Consider the following 15,549-nt stretch of genomic DNA (forward strand, 5'->3'; position numbering starts at 1 on the left):
GGGATCGTCACCGGATTCTTGCCGGTCAATATACTTAAGCGACATTGCTAATGCAATGCCTTAATTGTAAAGCCATAACCGATTGATTCTTAATTACTTCCTCAGTGCGTCCATTTTCGCGCGACGGCGCGCTTCTGCCCCCTGCGACCAGTCGTTGTTGAACAGCGCCGGCTCCCATGAGCCGTAGGTCGGGTTGGGCAGCACGAACCAGCGCTCGCCGATCCAGTCCAGATACGGCTCGACGGCGCTGCGGCGGCCGTCCGGCGTATTGGCGACCGGGTCGACGAAATCGCCGAGCTGGTCGCCGAGCTGCATCAGCACGCGGTGCTTGCGGCCGACCAGCGCGCGGCGGCAGCCCTTCTCGGTGCCGTTCTGCTCGCAGCCCTCGACCACCGTGCCGAGGCCGAGGAAGACCGACTCGTCGGCGATCGGGAAGCCGGCCTCGCGCAGGTTTTCCAAGGTGACTTCGTTCAAGTCCTGCGCGCGATTGGACAGGTAGAACACCGTCACGCCGCGCTTGGCCGCCAGCTTGGCGAATTCCAGCGCGCCGGGCAGCGGCTTGGCCGCCTTCTCCTGGCACCACGCCGCCCAGGTCGCCTCGTTGTACTCGCCGCCGCTCTGCACCAGGCGTGCCTGGTAGGGCGAGTTGTCGAGCATGGTCTCGTCGATGTCGACGATCACCGCCGGCTTGGCGCCCTTCGGCATGCGCTTGCGGTCGCCCTTGGCCAGCGCGTCCCACTTCGGCGTCTTCAGCGCGACGGCGAGCTTCTCGCCGGCCTGGCGGAACACCTCGCGGTAGATCAGGTCGTGCTCGACCGCGGTCTGCGTCCAGACCACTGCGTTCAGGTTGTCGTTCGCGGGCGGACCGGCCGGCACCGGCGGCGCGACCGGGGCGGGCGTCCTGCGGGCACTCGGCGCGCCGGCACAGCCGGCCAGCAGCGCCGCGGCCAGGGCGAGGGAAAGCGAGATCTTCGACATGCGAACCCCTGAGGAGATGAACGGGAAAGACGGGCAGGATTGGATTTGCAACGGTCAGCGCATACGATCCGGCAAGTTTATGACACCTCGTCGCGCGGACCGTCGCGACCGACGCGGTCCTCACCGGGACGTCTATGGAATCGCCGTTCGGCCTGCGTTTGCGCGTCGCCAGCTACGTCCTCGCCGGACTGGCGCTGTTCCTGATCCTTTACCTGCACCTGCTGCCGGCCCTGCTCGCCGGCCTGCTCGTCTATGCGCTGGTCAACGCGCTGGCGCCGCTGCTGCAGCGCCACCTGCCCGGCGCGCACGCGCACTGGCTGATCGTCGCCCTGCTCAGCGTCATCGTGGTGGGCCTGCTGACCCTGGCGATCCTCGGCGCGGTCGGTTTCCTGCGCAGCGAACTGGGCAACCCGAGCGCGGTGTTCGAACGACTGATGCCGCTGCTCGAACGCGCGCGCACGCAGTTGCCGCAGATCGTCGTCGACCACCTGCCCGACAGCATCGACGACTTCCGCGCCGTCGCCGTCGAATGGATGCGCGAACACGCCGCACAGCTGCAGCTCGCCGGCAAGACCGCCGCGCGCGTGATCGTGCACCTGCTGATCGGCATGGTGCTCGGCGCGATGATCGCGCTGTACAACGCACGGCCGAACGGCCGCGGCGGCCCACTCGCCGAGACGCTGGCCGCGCGCTGCGCGAACCTGGTCGACTCGTTCCACGACATCGTCTTCGCGCAGGTGAAGATCTCCGCGCTGAATACCTTGTTCACCGGCATCTTCCTGCTGCTGATCCTGCCGCTGTTCGGCGTGCACCTGCCGCTGGCGAAGACGCTCGTGGTGGTCACCTTCGTCGCCGGCCTGCTGCCGGTGATCGGCAACCTGATCTCCAACACGGTGATCTTCGTCGTCGGCATGTCGATCTCGCTCGGCGTGGCGATCGCCGCGCTGGTGTTCCTGATCGTGATCCACAAGCTGGAGTACTTCCTCAACGCGCGCATCGTCGGCACGCAGATCCGCGCGCGCGCCTGGGAACTGCTGATCGCGATGCTGCTGATGGAATCCGCGTTCGGCGCGCCCGGCCTGATCGCCGCGCCGATCTACTACGCCTACCTGAAGCGCGAACTGGGCGCGGCCAAGCTGATCTGACGGCGTCAGACCGGTGGAAGCTCGCCCGACCGTGGACGGCGAAGGCTGAGCGCGGTCCCGGCCGCGGCGGCGACGATCGCCGCGATCGCCGACCATTGCAGCAGACTCAGATGCTCGCCGAGGAACGCGACGCCGGCCGCGGCGGCGATCGCCGGCTCCAGGCTCAGCAAGGTACTGAACGTGCGCGACGGCAGGCTGGTCAGCGCGATCATCTCCAGCGTGTACGGCAGAGCGGAACTCAGCACCGCCACGCCCAGCGCGAACGGCAGCAGGTCCAGGGACAGCAGCGCGGTGCCGGCCTGCGCGGCGCCGATCGGAACCGTCACCAGGGCGGCGATCGAGGTACCCCAGGTCACCGCATCGGCGCCGTAGGCGGCGCCGGCCTTTTTCCCGAGCACGATGTACAGCATCCAGCCCACGCCCGCCGCCAGCGCGTACATCACGCCGACCGGATCGAGCGCATGCGCCTGTTCGCGCAACGGCAGCAGCATCGCCAGGCCGACCACCACCAGGGCGATCCAGACGAAATCGATCCAGCGGCGCGAACCGAGCAGCGCCAGCGCCAGCGGGCCGGTGAACTCCAGCGCCACCGCGATGCCGAGCGGGATCGTGCGCAGCGACAGATAGAACACCAGGTTCATCGCGCCGATCGCGAGGCCGTAGCCCCACAAGGCGAGCCGATCCTTGCGCGCAGGCGCATTGCGCCACGGCCGCCGCCAGGCGAGCAGGATCAGCGCCGCCAGGCCCAATCGATACGCGGCCGCTCCCTCCGCGCCGACGGCCGGGAACAGCTGCTTGGCCAGCGCGGCGCCGAACTGGTACGACGCCATGCCGATCAGCAGCGCGCCGATCGCGAGCAGGATGCGGGAGAAATCCGGGCGGGCGGACATGGGCGGAAGTGCGAGCGGAGGTCGGGCCGATGATCTTCGCAGAAGCGCACGAACGCCATCGCATCGAACGCGAAAGCTCCCGCTCTGCTGACAGCTTCCGTCAGCAGAGCCGCGCGCGCGGCGTCGGCCGCGCGACCCGCCGCGCTCAATCGGCCAATAGGCTCGCCAGCCGCGCGATGTGCGAGGACGCCAGCTCCTGCTTGTGCACGGCGTCCTGTTCGGCGTCGCGGCCGGACCAGTGCAGATCCTCGCCCGGCAGCTCCTTCAGGAACCGGCTCGGCTCGTTGGCGATGATCTCGCCGAAGCGGCGCTTGCGCTTGGCGTAGCTCATCGACAGCTGCTCCTTCGCGCGCGTGATGCCGACGTACATCAGGCGCCGCTCCTCCTCGACGCGGCCCTCGGCGAGGCTGCCTTCGTGCGGCAGCATGCCGTCCTCGAGGCCGACCAGGAAGACGAAGCGGAATTCGAGCCCTTTCGCCGAGTGCAGGGTCATCAGCCGCGCCGCGTTGCCCGGATCGTCGCGGTCGCCGTGGCTGAGCAGGGCGAGCTGCGCGGCGAGGTCGCCGGCCGCGCCGTCCTTCTGCATCGCGCGGAACCATTCGGCCAGTTCCTTCAGATTCTCCAGCCGGCGTTCGCGCAGCGTCGGTTCCTTGACTTGCGCGGCGATGTGCTCGGCGTAGCCGACGCGACGGATCAATTCCTCGACCAAGTCGGCCGCGGCGACACGCTCGGCGCGCTGCGCGAGGTCGCGGATCAGGCCGGCGAAGCCGACCAGGGACGAGGCCGAGCGCGCCGCGAGCTGGCCGAGCACGGCGTCGCTCTGCGCCGCGCGCAGCAGCGACACGTGCCGCGCGCCGGCGAGCTCGCCGAGCTTTTCCAGCGTGGTCGCGCCGATGTCGCGCCGCGGCAGGTTGACCACGCGCAGGAATGCCGCGTCGTCGTCGGGATTGTTGATCAGACGCAGGTAGGCGAGCAGGTCCTTGACCTCGGCGCGATCGAGGAACGCGGTGCCGCCGGTCACGTGGTACGGCACGCGCGCCATGCGCAGGGCCTTCTCCAGCGCGCGCGATTGATGGTTGCCGCGATAGAGCACGGCGAACTCGTGCCACGCCGCCTTGTGCTTCTCGGCGAGGTGCGCGATCGAGCCTGCGACGCACTCGGCTTCGTGCTCGTCGTCGCGACATTCCAGCACGCGGATCGGCGGACCCTCGGCCTCCTGGCTCCACAGTTTCTTCTCGAACACGTGCGCGTTGTGCGCGATGACCGCATTCGCCGCGCGCAGGATGCGCCGGCCGCAGCGGTAGTTCTGCTCGAGCTTGACCACCCTGAGCTGCGGATAGTCCTTCGCCAGCTCGGCGAGGTTCTCCGGATTGGCGCCGCGCCAGGCGTAGATGCTCTGGTCGTCGTCGCCGACGGCGGTGAACATGCCGCGCTCGCCGGCCAGCGTCTTCACCAGCCGGTACTGCGCGCTGTTGGTGTCCTGGTATTCGTCGACGAGCAGGTAGCGCAGGCGTTCGCGCCAGCCGGCGCGCGCTTCGGCGTCGGTTTCGAGCACCATCAGCGGCAGGCGGATCAGATCGTCGAAGTCGACCGCGTTGAACGCGGCGAGGCGGCGCTGGTAGGCGGCGTAGATGTCGGCGGCCTCGCGCTCGCGCGGACTGGCCGCGCGGTCGGCGGCCTGCTCCGGCGTCAGGCCTTCGTTCTTCGCGCGCGACAGCAGCGACTGCAGCGCGAACAGCACGTCCGGCTTGGCGTTCTTCGGCGCGAGCTCCTTGACCAGTCCCTGCGTGTCGTCGGCGTCGAGCACCGAGAAGCCGCGGCGCAGGTTCGCGCGCGCGTGCTCGAGCTGCAGGAACTTCAGCCCGAGCGCGTGGAACGTGCACACCGTCAAGCCTTCCGCCGCGCTGCCGGACACCAGCTTGCCGACGCGCTCGCGCATCTCGCGCGCGGCCTTGTTGGTGAAGGTGATCGCGGCGATCTTCGAGGCGGAAAGATTCCGCCGGCGGATCAGGTACGCGATCTTCTCAGTGATCACGCGCGTCTTGCCCGAGCCCGCGCCAGCGAGCACGAGCAGCGGGCCGTCGCAGTATTCGACGGCGGCGCGTTGTTGGGGATTCATGCTCATCGCGGCAGCGATTGTGCCGCGCGGATGCGCCGGCCGACAGCTTGACAGGTCCGCATTGGGGTTTTGCCCGCGATGTCGCGTAAGAGCGATCGAGCATCGCCAATCGGACGTCCCGCCATGACCGCCACTTTCCGCCATCCTCTCGCCGCCGCGCTGCTGCTCGCCTTCGGGCGTGCCGGCGCAGCGACGATCGACGTCGACGTCGGCGCGGACGCGCACGTCTCCGGCCACTGCACGCTGCGCGAGGCGATCCTCGCCGCGAACACGCACGCGACCCCGCCCGACACGAACTGCGCGGCCGGCGACGACGGCGGCAATACGATCGGAATTCCGCCGTCGCTGTCGCCGATCGAGCTGACCGACGCCGCGCTCGACGTGGCCGACGCCGGCGGCACGACGACGATCCGCTCGACCGTCAGCGGCACGCCGGTCGCGGTGCGGCGCGTCTCCGGCTCTGGTCCGGTGTTCAGCGCGAGCCGGCCGGTCCGGTTCGAGGACCTGTCGATCTCCGGCGGCCACGCGGACATGACCGGCGGCGGCATTTCCGCCGGCGCCACCGAGGTCACGCTGACGCGCTGTCGCGTGTCGGGCAACTGGTCGACCTACTTCGGCGGCGGCATCCTGATTTCCGACACCGGCACGCTCACCTTGACCGACAGCACCGTGTCGGACAACGCCACGGGGCCGCTGGGGCTGGGCGGCGGCATCGCCTCGGACGACGGCTCCACGATCACGCTCGTCGGCAGCACGGTGTCGGGCAATTCGGCCGGCGACGGCGGCGGCCTGTTCGTGTGGAAGGGCAGCCTCAGCCTCAGCAACAGCACCGTGTCCGGCAACACGGCAGCGAGCGACGGCGGCGGCATCGGCACCTACCAGCTCGACTCGTTCGAGCTGATCCACGCCACGATCGCCGGCAATGCCGCGGTGCACGGCGCCGGCATCCGCCTGTACAGCCGCGCCGCACAGGGCACGCTGGTGCGCGCCCACAGCAGCCTGCTCGCGGGCAACACCGGCTCGCCCGACATCGAGCACCTGGGCGGCGCGGACGACATCGTCACCGGCAGCGACAACCTGATCGGACAGATCGGCGAGCACGTCTCCTATCCGCCCGATACGCTGCGCTGCGATCCGCAACTGGCGCCGCTCGCCGACAACGGCGGCCCGACGTGGACGCACGCGCTTCCTGCCGGTTCGTGCGCGGTCGACGCCGGCGGCGTCTACCTCTGGTCGGACTACGACCAGCGCGGCCCGGACCATCCGCGCTGGATCGGCACCGCGGTCGACATCGGCGCCTACGAATACGACCCGGACGACGTCGACGACGACCGCCTGTTCGCGGACGGCTTCGATTGATGCCGGCTACGCCAGGCGCAACGCCGCGGCGCAATCCGCCTCGACCTTGAGCGTCAGCAGGTCGTCGGCGCGCGTGCGGCCGAGGTTGACCGCCGCGATGGGTTTGCCCAGGCGCGCCGCCTCGCGCGCGAAGCGGTAGCCGGAGAACACCATCAGCGACGAGCCGACCACCAGCATCGCGTCAGCCGCGGCGAGGTGCGCCTGCGCGCGCTCGACGCGTTCGCGCGGCACGTTCTCGCCGAAGAACACCACGTCCGGCTTCAGCAGCCCGCCGCAGTCGGCGCAGGCCGGCACCTCGAACGCACCGAAGTCCAGGCCGTCCAGATCCGCGTCGCCGTCCGGCGCGTCGTCGGCGTCGAGGGCGGTCCAGTCCGGATTGCGGCGTTCGAGCGCGTGCTGGAACTGCGCGCGCGGGATGCGCCGTTCGCAACCGAGGCAGCGCACTTCGTCCAGGCGTCCGTGCAGGTCGATCACGTCGCGGCTGCCGGCGGCCTGATGCAGGCCGTCGACGTTCTGCGTCAACAGCACCTCGACCCGGCCTTCGGCCTCCATCCGCGCCAGCGCCGCGTGCGCGCCGTTCGGCCGCGCGCGACCGAAACGGCGCCATCCGACCAGGCTGCGCGCCCAGTAGCGCGCCCGCGTCGCCGCGTCGCCGACGAAGGCCTGATAGGTCACCGGCGGCGGACGCTTCCAGCCGCCTTCGAGGTCGCGGTAGTCCGGAATGCCCGAAGCGGTGCTGCAGCCGGCGCCGGTCAGCACGAACAGGCGGTGATGGCGCTCGAGGAAGCGACCCAGTTCGAGCGACTCGTGTGCAGCGACGGACATCGGCCATGCCCCCTGATGAAGAAAGCTTCATTTGCGGGCGACGCGGCGCCCGCTCAAGCGCTGGCAGCGGCATTGCGACGCGGGTATGGTAGTCGCCGCAATCCCCATCTGCCGCTTCGGCCAGCGGTACGTCATTCTTCGTACGGAGGAATTCGCCGATGAAGCCGATGCCTTGCCTGTTCGCCCTGCTGTTGCTGGCGGGAAGCGCCGCCCCTGCCCTGGCCGCCGCCGAGTTCGACGAGGGCGACCCGCTGATCCTCGACAGCGAAGGCTTCCTGAACGGTCATCAGGACATGCTCTCGCGCAATCGCGGCGCGTTCGAGTACAAGCGCCAGCGCTACGCGGACGCCGCGCGCTACTTCCGCCACGCCGCGTTCTACGGCGACAAGCCGTCGCAGGCGATGCTGGCGATGATGCTGTGGAACGGCGAAGGCGTCGCCGTGGATCGCGCGCAGGCCTATGCCTGGATCGACCTCGCCGCCGAGCGCGGCTATCCGTCCTTCATCGCCACGCGCGAGAAATTCTGGGCCGCGCTCGGCGAGGACGAACGTCGGCACGCGCTCGACGTCGGCCAGACCATCTACGCGACCTACGGCGACGAGCGCGCGCACGAGCGCCTGCGCTTCGAGATGTCGCGCGCGAAGCGCCAGCTCACCGGCAGCCGCCTCGGCCGGCCGGGCACCATCGCGGTGAACGTGCAGGGACCGGACGGACGGCGCTTCCGCCGCGTCGACGGCGCGTTGTTCTTCAGCGAGCGCTACTGGAATCCCGAAAGCTATCTCCAGTGGCAGGACCGGCATTGGGATCTGCCGCAGGGTCACGTCGAAGTCGGCCCGGTGCAGCCGACGGCGGACGACCCCGGTTCGCCGCTGTAGGAATATCGACGTCTTGTCCGAGGAAAACCTGCCGATGATTCCGATCCGCCGCCTGCTCGCCGCGGCCCTGCTCGCCGCCGCGCACGCCGGCGCATCGCCCCTGGCCGACCTGCGCGACGACGATCCGACGATCGTCAACGGCGAGGCCTTCCAGCGCAGTCATCCGGACCTGCTCTGGCGCAACCGCGGCATCTTCGAGTACCAGCGCCAGCGCTACGCCGACGCGGCGCGCTACTTCCGCGACGCCGCGTATTACGGCGACAAGCCCGCGCAGGCGATGCTGGCGATGATGTCGTGGAACGGCGAAGGCGCGGACACCGATCGCGCGCAGGCCTACGCCTGGATCGATCTGGCGGCCGAGCGCGGCTACGAATCCCTGGTCGCCACGCGCGAAAAGTTCTGGGCCGCGCTCGACGAGATCGAACGCCGGCGCGCGCTCGATCTCGGCAAGGACCTCTACGCGAAGTACGGCGACGAACACGCCCGCGACCGCCTGGAGCGCGAAATCGTCCGCGCCAAGAACCAGCTCACCGGCAGCCATCTCGGCCGCGCGGGCACGATCGCGGTTCTCTTGCCGGGCCCCGACGGCCGCATGCGCCCGGTCGACGGTTCGCTGTTCTACAGCTCGCGTTACTGGGACCCGAAGAAGTACCGCGACTGGCAGGACCAGCGCTGGGAACTGCCGCAGGGCCACGTCGAAGTCGGTCCGGTGCAGCAGGCGGCGGAGCCCGATCCGGGCAGATAGGCTCGCCGATGACTCTCCTCCGCCACGTTCTCGCTTCGCTGCTGATCGCGGTCGCGGCGAGCGCGTCGGCGTTGGCCGACGAGCGCGAGGACGATCCGCTGGTCGTCAACAGCGAATCCTTCCGGCGCGGCCACCCGGACCTGCTCTGGCGCAACCGGGGCGCCATCGCGTATCAGCAGAAGCGATACGAGGAAGCCGCCCACCGTTTCCGCGACGCGGCCCGCTACGGCGACAAGCCCTCGCAGGCGATGCTGGCGATGATGTTGTGGAATGGCGACGGCATCCAGGCCGACCGCGTGCAGGCCTATGCCTGGATCGACGTCGCCGCCGAACGTGGCTATCCGTCCTTCCTCGCCACGCGCGAGAGATTCCGGGCAGCCTTGAGCGAGGACGAGCGCCGGCGCGCGGCCGACCTGGGCAAGGAGCTGTACGCGAAATACGGCGACGAACACGCCAAGAAGCGGCTCAATCTCGAAATGACGCGCGAGAAGCTCAAGCTCACCGGCAGCCATCTCGGCCGACCGCAAGGCATGGTCATGCTGCTGCCCGGCCCGGACGGGCGCCCTCGCGCGATTCTCGATACGGTGTTCTGGAGCCCGCGCTACTGGAGCCCGCAGCAGTACTGGACCCTGCAGGACCGCGTCTGGGAGCCGTCGAAAGGCCGCGTCGACGTCGGCCCGGTGCAGCCGGTCGACGCGCAGCCGCCGGCGTCTCCGGAAGAACCGTGACGCGCCGAGCGTCGCCTGATCCGGCGCCGCTCGGGCTAGGATAGCGGCCCGCTCGAGGTCCGCGTCCGCGATGGCGAAATTGCATTTCTATTATTCGGCGATGAACGCCGGCAAGACGACCACGCTGCTGCAGAGCGCGTACAACTACCGCGAACGCGGCCTGCGGCCGCTGATCCTGACGCCGCAGCTCGACACGCGCGCCGGCGTCGGCGTGGTCGCCTCGCGCATCGGGCTGCGTTCGCAGGCGCAGCGTTTCGCGAAGGACGACGACCTGCGCGCGCTGGTCGAGGCCGACGTCGCCGCGCACGGCCGGCTCGACTGCGTGCTCGTCGACGAGGCGCAGTTCCTGTCCAAGGCGCAGGTGTGGCAGATCAGCGACGTGGTCGACGTGCTCGGCATTCCGGTGCTCGCCTACGGCCTGCGCACGGATTTCCGCGGCGAGCCGTTCGAAGGCAGCCTGTACCTCCTCGCCTGGTCCGACGCGCTGATCGAGATCAAGACGATCTGCCACACCGGCAAGAAGGCGACGATGGTCGTGCGCGTCGACGAGCACGGCCGCGCCGTCACCGACGGTCCGCAGGTTGAGATCGGCGGCAACGAGCGCTATGTCTCGGTGAGTCGCGCCGAGTTCAAGAAGATCATGGCCGGCGAGAACTCCGTCGAACTGCAGCAGGCCGTGCTGCCGCTCGACGCTCCGAAGAAGGATCGAGAATGAGCGAAGCGAATTGGCCGCGTCCGCAGTGGCGCGACAGCGGCGACCAGGCCTTTCTGTTGTGGTTCGTGTTCGGCGATTTCGGCGAGGACCTGCGCATCGACGCCGAGCGCTACCGCACGCGCGGCACGCCCGCGGGCATCGAAGTCGTCCGCTACGTCAACCGCGAGCTGGCCAAGTGGGACGGCTACCCGCTCTCCGGCACGCTCGGCCGCCTGCTCTGGGAAGAGAACGCGCGCCTGTTCGAGCAGGCCAAGCACGCCGGCGAATGCGTGATGCTGCGCGGCGCGATCGCCGACCCCGCCGACCTTGACGGGCTGCGCGACCTGGTCGGCACGATCACCGCGCTGACCGACCGCGGCGGCGTGGCGGTGATCGATCCGCAGACGCTGTCGATGTTCGACGCCGCCGAATGGCGCCGGCGCTACTTCGCCGCCGACACGCTCAACGCGCGCGACCACGTGCTGATCCTGTGCGACGAGGATTCCCGCAACGACGGGCGCCTGCACGTGCACACCCGCGGCCTGCGCAAGTTCGCGCGGCCCGACATCAGCGTGCGCAACGTGCCGAGCGACGCGACCGACCTCGCCGGCGGCATGGCCGAGCGCTTCGTCGCGTTCCAGGTGGCCGGCGGCGTGGTCGAGGACGGCCACACCGTCGAGATCGACGGCGCGCCGGACGGCATGACCGTCCGCATCGCCGGCGCCGAAGACGACCCGGAATTCAACAACCGCCACCTGGCGCTGCGCTGGCCGGATTGAAAGAAAAAGGCCGCGCGCGCCGAAGCGCGCACGGCCGGGGCTCCCCGCCCGTTACCGTCCGTCCTGCTCAGCCGCCTTCACGGTCTTGCTCTTCTCGCTCAGTGGGCGCACCGGCGCGAGCTCATGGATTCAATACGCGATATCGCGGCGAAAAAGGACACGCGTCGTGATCGGCACGTCCGGATCGCAACCCCGCCCGGCGGGCGGACGAACGGAAACGACGGTCTCCGCTCCGACCGTTACCGTCGGCCGCACGAGCCGGGCCGGTGCGGCCATCGAAATTACCGAATCGTTACCCGTTCTTGGTTGCGACGCTTCTTTCGCGGCGGCAATGTTGCCCCCGGCCTTTGGCCCGGCTCGACGTCGCGCGGAGGGAAGGAGCCGCGCGGTTGAGAAGCCGCGACACCACCGCTGGAATCTTCATCGGACGAGGACGCAGGGACGTATGCCAAGACAGGTGAGCCTGACGGTCGGAGCGGTGGCGATGCTCGCCTCGGAACGGCGCGAACGGACGCACGCCGCGGCGCTCGACCCGCGAAACCTGCGGCGGGCGGCGGGCGAAAGCCGGCGCCCGGCCACCTGCTGCCGCGGCGCGGCGACGGAGACGCCATGAAGCGCTCCACCCAACTGCTGTGGTTCGCGGCACTGGTCGCGATCTTCATCGTCTTCTACTGGCTCGACCGTCACCGCACGTCCTCGCCGGACGAGGCGCCGCGCTCCGATCCTGCGCCGGTCGCGACCGAAGAACCCGCCGTGACCGACCCATCGCTCGCGACTCCAGCCGCAGCCGAGCCGTTGGCCGTCAAGCCGGCGGACGCGCCGTACAGCGAGTTGCCGCGCTGGGACGCGCCGCTCGACCAGGCCGCGCCGCGCCTGCGCGAACTGGGCGATGCCGGCGACACCTGGGCGCTGCTCGAGCTGGCGAACCGGCTGCACGCCTGCACCCCCGCCGAGCAACGACGATCGGCGGCGTCCGACGAGCAGGACCGACGTTCCATCGAAGAAGACGCGAAGGACGAGCGCTGGACCGAAGCGCAACGCACGAATCGCAGGCGCAACGCGCAATGGCGCATCGACAGGAATGCCGCCGTGCGCGCGGGTTGCGAGAAGACCGACGCGGACCTGCGCGCGAACTGGCTCGACCCGCTCGATCGCGCGGCCCAGGCCGGCAATACGGCGGCGATGCGGCAGTACGCGAAATCGGCGATCGAGCCCTACGATGCGGTGAACGCCGACGACGCGATCGCCCGCCGCGACAAGGCGCGCGCGTATCTGCTCGAAGCGGTCCGGCGCGGCGACGCGGGAAGCCTGGCGGATCTCGCCCAGGCCTACTCCGCGGATGCCGCCGACGCGCCGCGTCTGTACCCGCCCGATCCGGTTCAGTCCTACCTCTACGCCTACGCCGGCTCGCTGGCCCGCGGCCTCACGCCCGTCCTGTACGGGAATCTCGACGCGATCATGGCCGAGAGCGCGAAGTCGCTGGACGCGCGCCAGCTCGCCGAAGCGCAAACACGCGGTCGGCGCACCTACGAACAGTGCTGCTCCGCGCGCTGAGCGCCGCTGCGCCGGCTCAGCGCCGGCGGCGTGCGCTGCGGAGCGTCGATCGCCGCACGCGCGCGATCGTGCGGACCGCCTCTCCACCCGTCATAGCTTGACCAGTTCCACACGCCGGTTCCTGGCGCGGCCGTCCTCGCTGTCGTTGGACGCCAGCGGCGAGGCGCTGCCCATGCCCTGCGCGAGCAGGCGTTCGGCGGCGATGCCGTGCTGCGCGGCGAGCGCGGCGACGACCGCGTCGGCACGGCGCCGCGACAGCTCCAGGTTGTGCGCTGCGCCGCCGACGTTGTCGGTATGCCCGACCACCATCAGCTTCAGCGCCGGATCCCCGTTCAGCAGCGCGGCGATCTCGCCGAGCTGGGCGGCCGAATCCGGCCGCAGCGTGGCCTGGTCGAAATCGAACAGGATGCCGTACAGCGCCACCTTGCCGCCGCTCGCGATCGCGCTGCCCATGTCGGCCGCCTTGACCGTGACCATCTTCTGCTCGCGCGGCTTCGCCTCGAGCGTCACCACCAGCGCGAACGTGCGTCCGTCGAACGCCTTGCAGTACATGCTATCCCTGGCGGTCCAGGCGAGCACGGCGAGATGCGTTTCGACGCCGCCGCGCTCCACGCGCATGACCGCGTAGCGTGGATCGGCGCGGCTGGTGACGACCGCGCAGTAGGCGTTGCTGAACGCCTTGGCGTCGATCCGATCCTTCGGGAACAGCAGGTCGCCGATGCCGACGCGGCCGCCGCCGTGGCCGGCGCCCGAGTCGGTGTCGCCGCCGCAGGCGTCGGCGCGGCATTCGTACAGACGCTGCCCGCCGGCCTCCTCGATCGCCTGCTGATAGTTGCGCACGGCCTCCAGCGGGGTGCGTTCCGGCGGCAGCAGATAGACCGCCCGCGTCAACGTGCCCTCGAGCATCCGCGTGTCCTTCGCCGCCAGCACGCGGTTGTTCATGCCGTCGCGCTGCTCGGGCTCGACCGGCTCCAGCACGGACGCCGGCAGCGCGATCTCGTCGAACGCCCCCGCCTTGTACTCGACGATCAGACTGCCTTCGTAGCGGGCGAGGCCGGCGGGATCGCGCGCGCCCGCGAGGTCGGCGTCGGGTAGAACCGCGTCGGCCAGCGCGAGGGCGGGCACCAGGCCGCAAAGCAGGGCGAAGACGATGCGCATCGGGAAGCTCCGGAGGAAAGTTTCCCGGTAGTACGCAGGAAGGCGGCGGAGCGGGACATCGATACTGGCCGGCCCGTGCCGGATGCGTCATGCTCCTTTCCGTTCTCGGTCGACTTCGCCGGAGGAATCCATGTTTCGATCGACACTCCTCGTCTTGCTACTGATCGTCGCGACCGCCATCTTCGGCCGCGCGGCCGCCGCGCCCGGTCCCGACCCGGAGATCCTCGCCGTGGTGGGACGTCTCGTCAGCATCAAACGATTGCCCAGTCCCTGCGAGCGCAAGGACGGCTCCGCGGAACCGGACTGCATCACGCTGGACGGTCTTTACGAAGCGAAGTACGAAATCCAATCGGTGTTGAGCGGGACGACTCACGGGCCGGAAATTTCGTTCCGCATTGCTGACCACTACGGCTTCCCGCGCTTCGCGCACTATCGCGACGCGCTGCTCTTCGTGACGATCCACGCCGACGGAAACGTTCTGCAGAAATATCAGGGCTACGCGGTGCATCGCACCACGAACGGCTCCTGGGCGACCTGCGGCGATCCCTACAACGAGTTCTTCGGCGATCCGGCGCAAGGGGTGCAAGCGATCGACTTCGCCGACGACTTGGGCATCGTCGGAGACTTCAGCGAGGAAGGAATCCGGGAGCGATTCCCCGAAGCGAAATACCTCGACCTCTCCAACGGCCGCATCCGCTGCCGACGCGGAATTCCGCTGTCCGATCTGTATGAAAGGGTCCGCTCGGGCGTGCTGGCGGCACGCGACATCACCATTCCCGCGCTGGATCGCTAGACGCCCGCATTCCCGCCGGCGCTAGCGCTGGCAGCGCGCGCAGAAGAACGTCGAGCGCTGCCCGAGCACGATCGCGCGAATCGGCGCGCCGCAGACCTTGCACGGCTCGCCGTCGCGGCCGTAGGCGAACAGTTCCTGCTCGAAATAGCCGGGCGAGCCGTCCGGGTCGATGAAGTCGCGCAAGGTCGTGCCGCCGCGGCGGATCGCGTAGGCGAGGATGCGCTTGACCTCCTCGGCGAGGCGCGCGTAGCGCTCGCGCGAAATCGAGCCGGCGGGTCGCTTGGGATGGATGCCGGCGGCGAACAGCGCCTCGCTGGCGTAGATGTTGCCGACGCCGACGACGATCGCCTGGTCCATCAGCAGCAGCTTCACCGCCGCCTTGCGTCCACGCGAGCGCGCCCACAGCAGATCGCCGTCGAATTCGTCGGACAACGGCTCCGGGCCGAGGCCGGCGAGCAGCGGATGCGTCTCGCCGCGCGGCTGCCACAGCTGGCTGCCGAAGCGGCGCGGATCGGTGAAGCGCAGCACCTGCCCCGAATCGAGGCGCCAGTCGACGTGATCGTGCGTGCCGATCGGCGTCGTCGCGGGCAGCACGCGCAGGCTGCCGGACATGCCGAGGTGCAGCAGCGCGCTGCCGGGTTCGGTGTGCACCAGCAGATACTTCGCGCGCCGCTCCACGTCGAGGATGCGCTGGCCCGGCAACGTCTCGCGCAGCACGTCCGGCAGCGGCCAGCGCAGGCGTGGCTGGCGCACGTCGAGCCCGACCACGGTGCGGCCGAGCAGATGCGGCGCGAGGCCGCGGCGCGTGGTTTCCACTTCGGGCAGTTCGGGCACGTCGAGTCTCGCGAATGGACAGGGCCGAGATGGCGGCTGACGCCGACGATGCAAGACGGCGGCACGGATCGCA

General features: G+C 69.6%; 15 protein-coding genes. 9 read left to right on the forward strand and 6 right to left on the reverse strand.

What is annotated here, in order from left to right:
* Positions 1-93: 93 nt before the first annotated feature.
* Entirely contained in the window at positions 94-978 is an 885-nt protein-coding gene (locus J7520_RS00205; protein WP_291182581.1) for an HAD family acid phosphatase, read from the reverse strand.
* 134 nt (positions 979-1,112) lie between these two features.
* Between J7520_RS00205 and J7520_RS00210 the strand changes: the two genes are divergently transcribed.
* Positions 1,113-2,123, forward strand: coding sequence for an AI-2E family transporter (locus J7520_RS00210; protein ID WP_291182583.1), 1,011 nt, complete (start codon positions 1,113-1,115; stop codon positions 2,121-2,123).
* Positions 2,124-2,128: 5 nt separating this feature from the next.
* On the opposite strand, the gene J7520_RS00215 is transcribed toward J7520_RS00210, so the two are convergent.
* Together J7520_RS00215 and J7520_RS00220 are read right to left on the reverse strand one after the other, a co-directional pair.
* Positions 2,129-3,013, reverse strand: coding sequence for an EamA family transporter (locus J7520_RS00215; protein WP_291182585.1), 885 nt, complete (start codon positions 3,011-3,013; stop codon positions 2,129-2,131).
* A gap of 145 nt (positions 3,014-3,158) precedes the next feature.
* On the reverse strand, positions 3,159-5,138 hold the full coding sequence (locus tag J7520_RS00220) for a UvrD-helicase domain-containing protein (RefSeq protein WP_291182587.1): 1,980 nt from the start codon (positions 5,136-5,138) through the stop codon (positions 3,159-3,161).
* A gap of 117 nt (positions 5,139-5,255) precedes the next feature.
* Here J7520_RS00220 and J7520_RS00225 point away from each other — a divergent pair, with 117 nt between their 5' ends.
* Positions 5,256-6,491, forward strand: a complete 1,236-nt coding sequence (locus J7520_RS00225) for a right-handed parallel beta-helix repeat-containing protein (protein WP_291182588.1) — start codon at positions 5,256-5,258, stop codon at positions 6,489-6,491.
* Between the two features lie 6 nt (positions 6,492-6,497).
* Here the strand turns inward: J7520_RS00225 and J7520_RS00230 are convergent, their stop codons facing one another.
* On the reverse strand, positions 6,498-7,316 hold the full coding sequence (locus J7520_RS00230; RefSeq protein WP_291182590.1) for an NAD-dependent protein deacetylase: 819 nt from the start codon (positions 7,314-7,316) through the stop codon (positions 6,498-6,500).
* A gap of 158 nt (positions 7,317-7,474) precedes the next feature.
* On the opposite strand from J7520_RS00230, the gene J7520_RS00235 reads away from it, so the two are divergent.
* The 6 genes from J7520_RS00235 to J7520_RS00260 all read left to right on the forward strand — a co-directional run bounded on the left by J7520_RS00235 (position 7,475) and on the right by J7520_RS00260 (position 12,691).
* A complete protein-coding gene (locus J7520_RS00235) occupies positions 7,475-8,191 on the forward strand; it encodes a hypothetical protein (protein WP_291182592.1) in 717 nt (238 codons plus the stop codon).
* A gap of 34 nt (positions 8,192-8,225) precedes the next feature.
* Entirely contained in the window at positions 8,226-8,936 is a 711-nt protein-coding gene (locus tag J7520_RS00240; protein WP_291182594.1) for a hypothetical protein, read from the forward strand.
* An 8-nt stretch (positions 8,937-8,944) separates the two neighbouring features.
* Positions 8,945-9,664 carry a hypothetical protein gene (locus J7520_RS00245; protein ID WP_291182596.1) on the forward strand — a complete coding sequence of 240 codons (720 nt, stop codon included), beginning with the start codon at positions 8,945-8,947 and terminating at the stop codon, positions 9,662-9,664.
* A gap of 70 nt (positions 9,665-9,734) precedes the next feature.
* Positions 9,735-10,379 carry a thymidine kinase gene (locus J7520_RS00250; RefSeq protein ID WP_291182598.1) on the forward strand — a complete coding sequence of 215 codons (645 nt, stop codon included), beginning with the start codon at positions 9,735-9,737 and terminating at the stop codon, positions 10,377-10,379.
* Positions 10,376-11,137 (forward strand): hypothetical protein, encoded by a 762-nt coding sequence (locus J7520_RS00255; protein ID WP_291182600.1) that lies wholly within the window; start codon positions 10,376-10,378, stop codon positions 11,135-11,137. Before J7520_RS00250 ends, J7520_RS00255 begins: the two co-directional genes overlap by 4 nt.
* A 609-nt stretch (positions 11,138-11,746) precedes the next feature.
* Entirely contained in the window at positions 11,747-12,691 is a 945-nt protein-coding gene (locus J7520_RS00260) for a hypothetical protein (protein WP_291182602.1), read from the forward strand.
* Positions 12,692-12,781: 90 nt separating this feature from the next.
* Here J7520_RS00260 and J7520_RS00265 read toward each other — a convergent pair whose 3' ends face one another.
* Positions 12,782-13,849, reverse strand: a complete 1,068-nt coding sequence (locus tag J7520_RS00265) for an OmpA family protein (RefSeq protein WP_291182604.1) — start codon at positions 13,847-13,849, stop codon at positions 12,782-12,784.
* An 82-nt stretch (positions 13,850-13,931) separates the two neighbouring features.
* Between J7520_RS00265 and J7520_RS00270 the strand changes: the two genes are divergently transcribed.
* Positions 13,932-14,642, forward strand: a complete 711-nt coding sequence (locus tag J7520_RS00270) for a hypothetical protein (RefSeq protein ID WP_291182606.1) — start codon at positions 13,932-13,934, stop codon at positions 14,640-14,642.
* Between the two features lie 21 nt (positions 14,643-14,663).
* On the opposite strand, the gene mutM is transcribed toward J7520_RS00270, so the two are convergent.
* The gene (gene mutM, locus J7520_RS00275) at positions 14,664-15,476 is read right to left on the reverse strand and encodes a bifunctional DNA-formamidopyrimidine glycosylase/DNA-(apurinic or apyrimidinic site) lyase (protein ID WP_291182607.1); all 813 of its coding nucleotides are present in this window, start codon (positions 15,474-15,476) and stop codon (positions 14,664-14,666) included.
* Between the last annotated feature and the right edge of the window lie 73 nt (positions 15,477-15,549).

It is taken from the genome of Dokdonella sp. (assembly GCF_017744955.1).
Classification (GTDB): Bacteria; Pseudomonadota; Gammaproteobacteria; order Xanthomonadales; family Rhodanobacteraceae; genus Dokdonella_A.

Bases quoted from the DNA above. Each gene is read 5' to 3' on its own strand.
- J7520_RS00205 (WP_291182581.1), bottom strand. From the start codon at position 978: ATGTCGAAGATCTCGCTTTCCCTCGCCCTGGCCGCGGCGCTGCTGGCC.
- J7520_RS00210 (WP_291182583.1), top strand. From the start codon at position 1,113: ATGGAATCGCCGTTCGGCCTGCGTTTGCGCGTCGCCAGCTACGTCCTC.
- J7520_RS00215 (WP_291182585.1), bottom strand. From the start codon at position 3,013: ATGTCCGCCCGCCCGGATTTCTCCCGCATCCTGCTCGCGATCGGCGCG.
- J7520_RS00220 (WP_291182587.1), bottom strand. From the start codon at position 5,138: ATGAGCATGAATCCCCAACAACGCGCCGCCGTCGAATACTGCGACGGC.
- J7520_RS00225 (WP_291182588.1), top strand. From the start codon at position 5,256: ATGACCGCCACTTTCCGCCATCCTCTCGCCGCCGCGCTGCTGCTCGCC.
- J7520_RS00230 (WP_291182590.1), bottom strand. From the start codon at position 7,316: ATGTCCGTCGCTGCACACGAGTCGCTCGAACTGGGTCGCTTCCTCGAG.
- J7520_RS00235 (WP_291182592.1), top strand. From the start codon at position 7,475: ATGAAGCCGATGCCTTGCCTGTTCGCCCTGCTGTTGCTGGCGGGAAGC.
- J7520_RS00240 (WP_291182594.1), top strand. From the start codon at position 8,226: ATGATTCCGATCCGCCGCCTGCTCGCCGCGGCCCTGCTCGCCGCCGCG.
- J7520_RS00245 (WP_291182596.1), top strand. From the start codon at position 8,945: ATGACTCTCCTCCGCCACGTTCTCGCTTCGCTGCTGATCGCGGTCGCG.
- J7520_RS00250 (WP_291182598.1), top strand. From the start codon at position 9,735: ATGGCGAAATTGCATTTCTATTATTCGGCGATGAACGCCGGCAAGACG.
- J7520_RS00255 (WP_291182600.1), top strand. From the start codon at position 10,376: ATGAGCGAAGCGAATTGGCCGCGTCCGCAGTGGCGCGACAGCGGCGAC.
- J7520_RS00260 (WP_291182602.1), top strand. From the start codon at position 11,747: ATGAAGCGCTCCACCCAACTGCTGTGGTTCGCGGCACTGGTCGCGATC.
- J7520_RS00265 (WP_291182604.1), bottom strand. From the start codon at position 13,849: ATGCGCATCGTCTTCGCCCTGCTTTGCGGCCTGGTGCCCGCCCTCGCG.
- J7520_RS00270 (WP_291182606.1), top strand. From the start codon at position 13,932: ATGCGTCATGCTCCTTTCCGTTCTCGGTCGACTTCGCCGGAGGAATCC.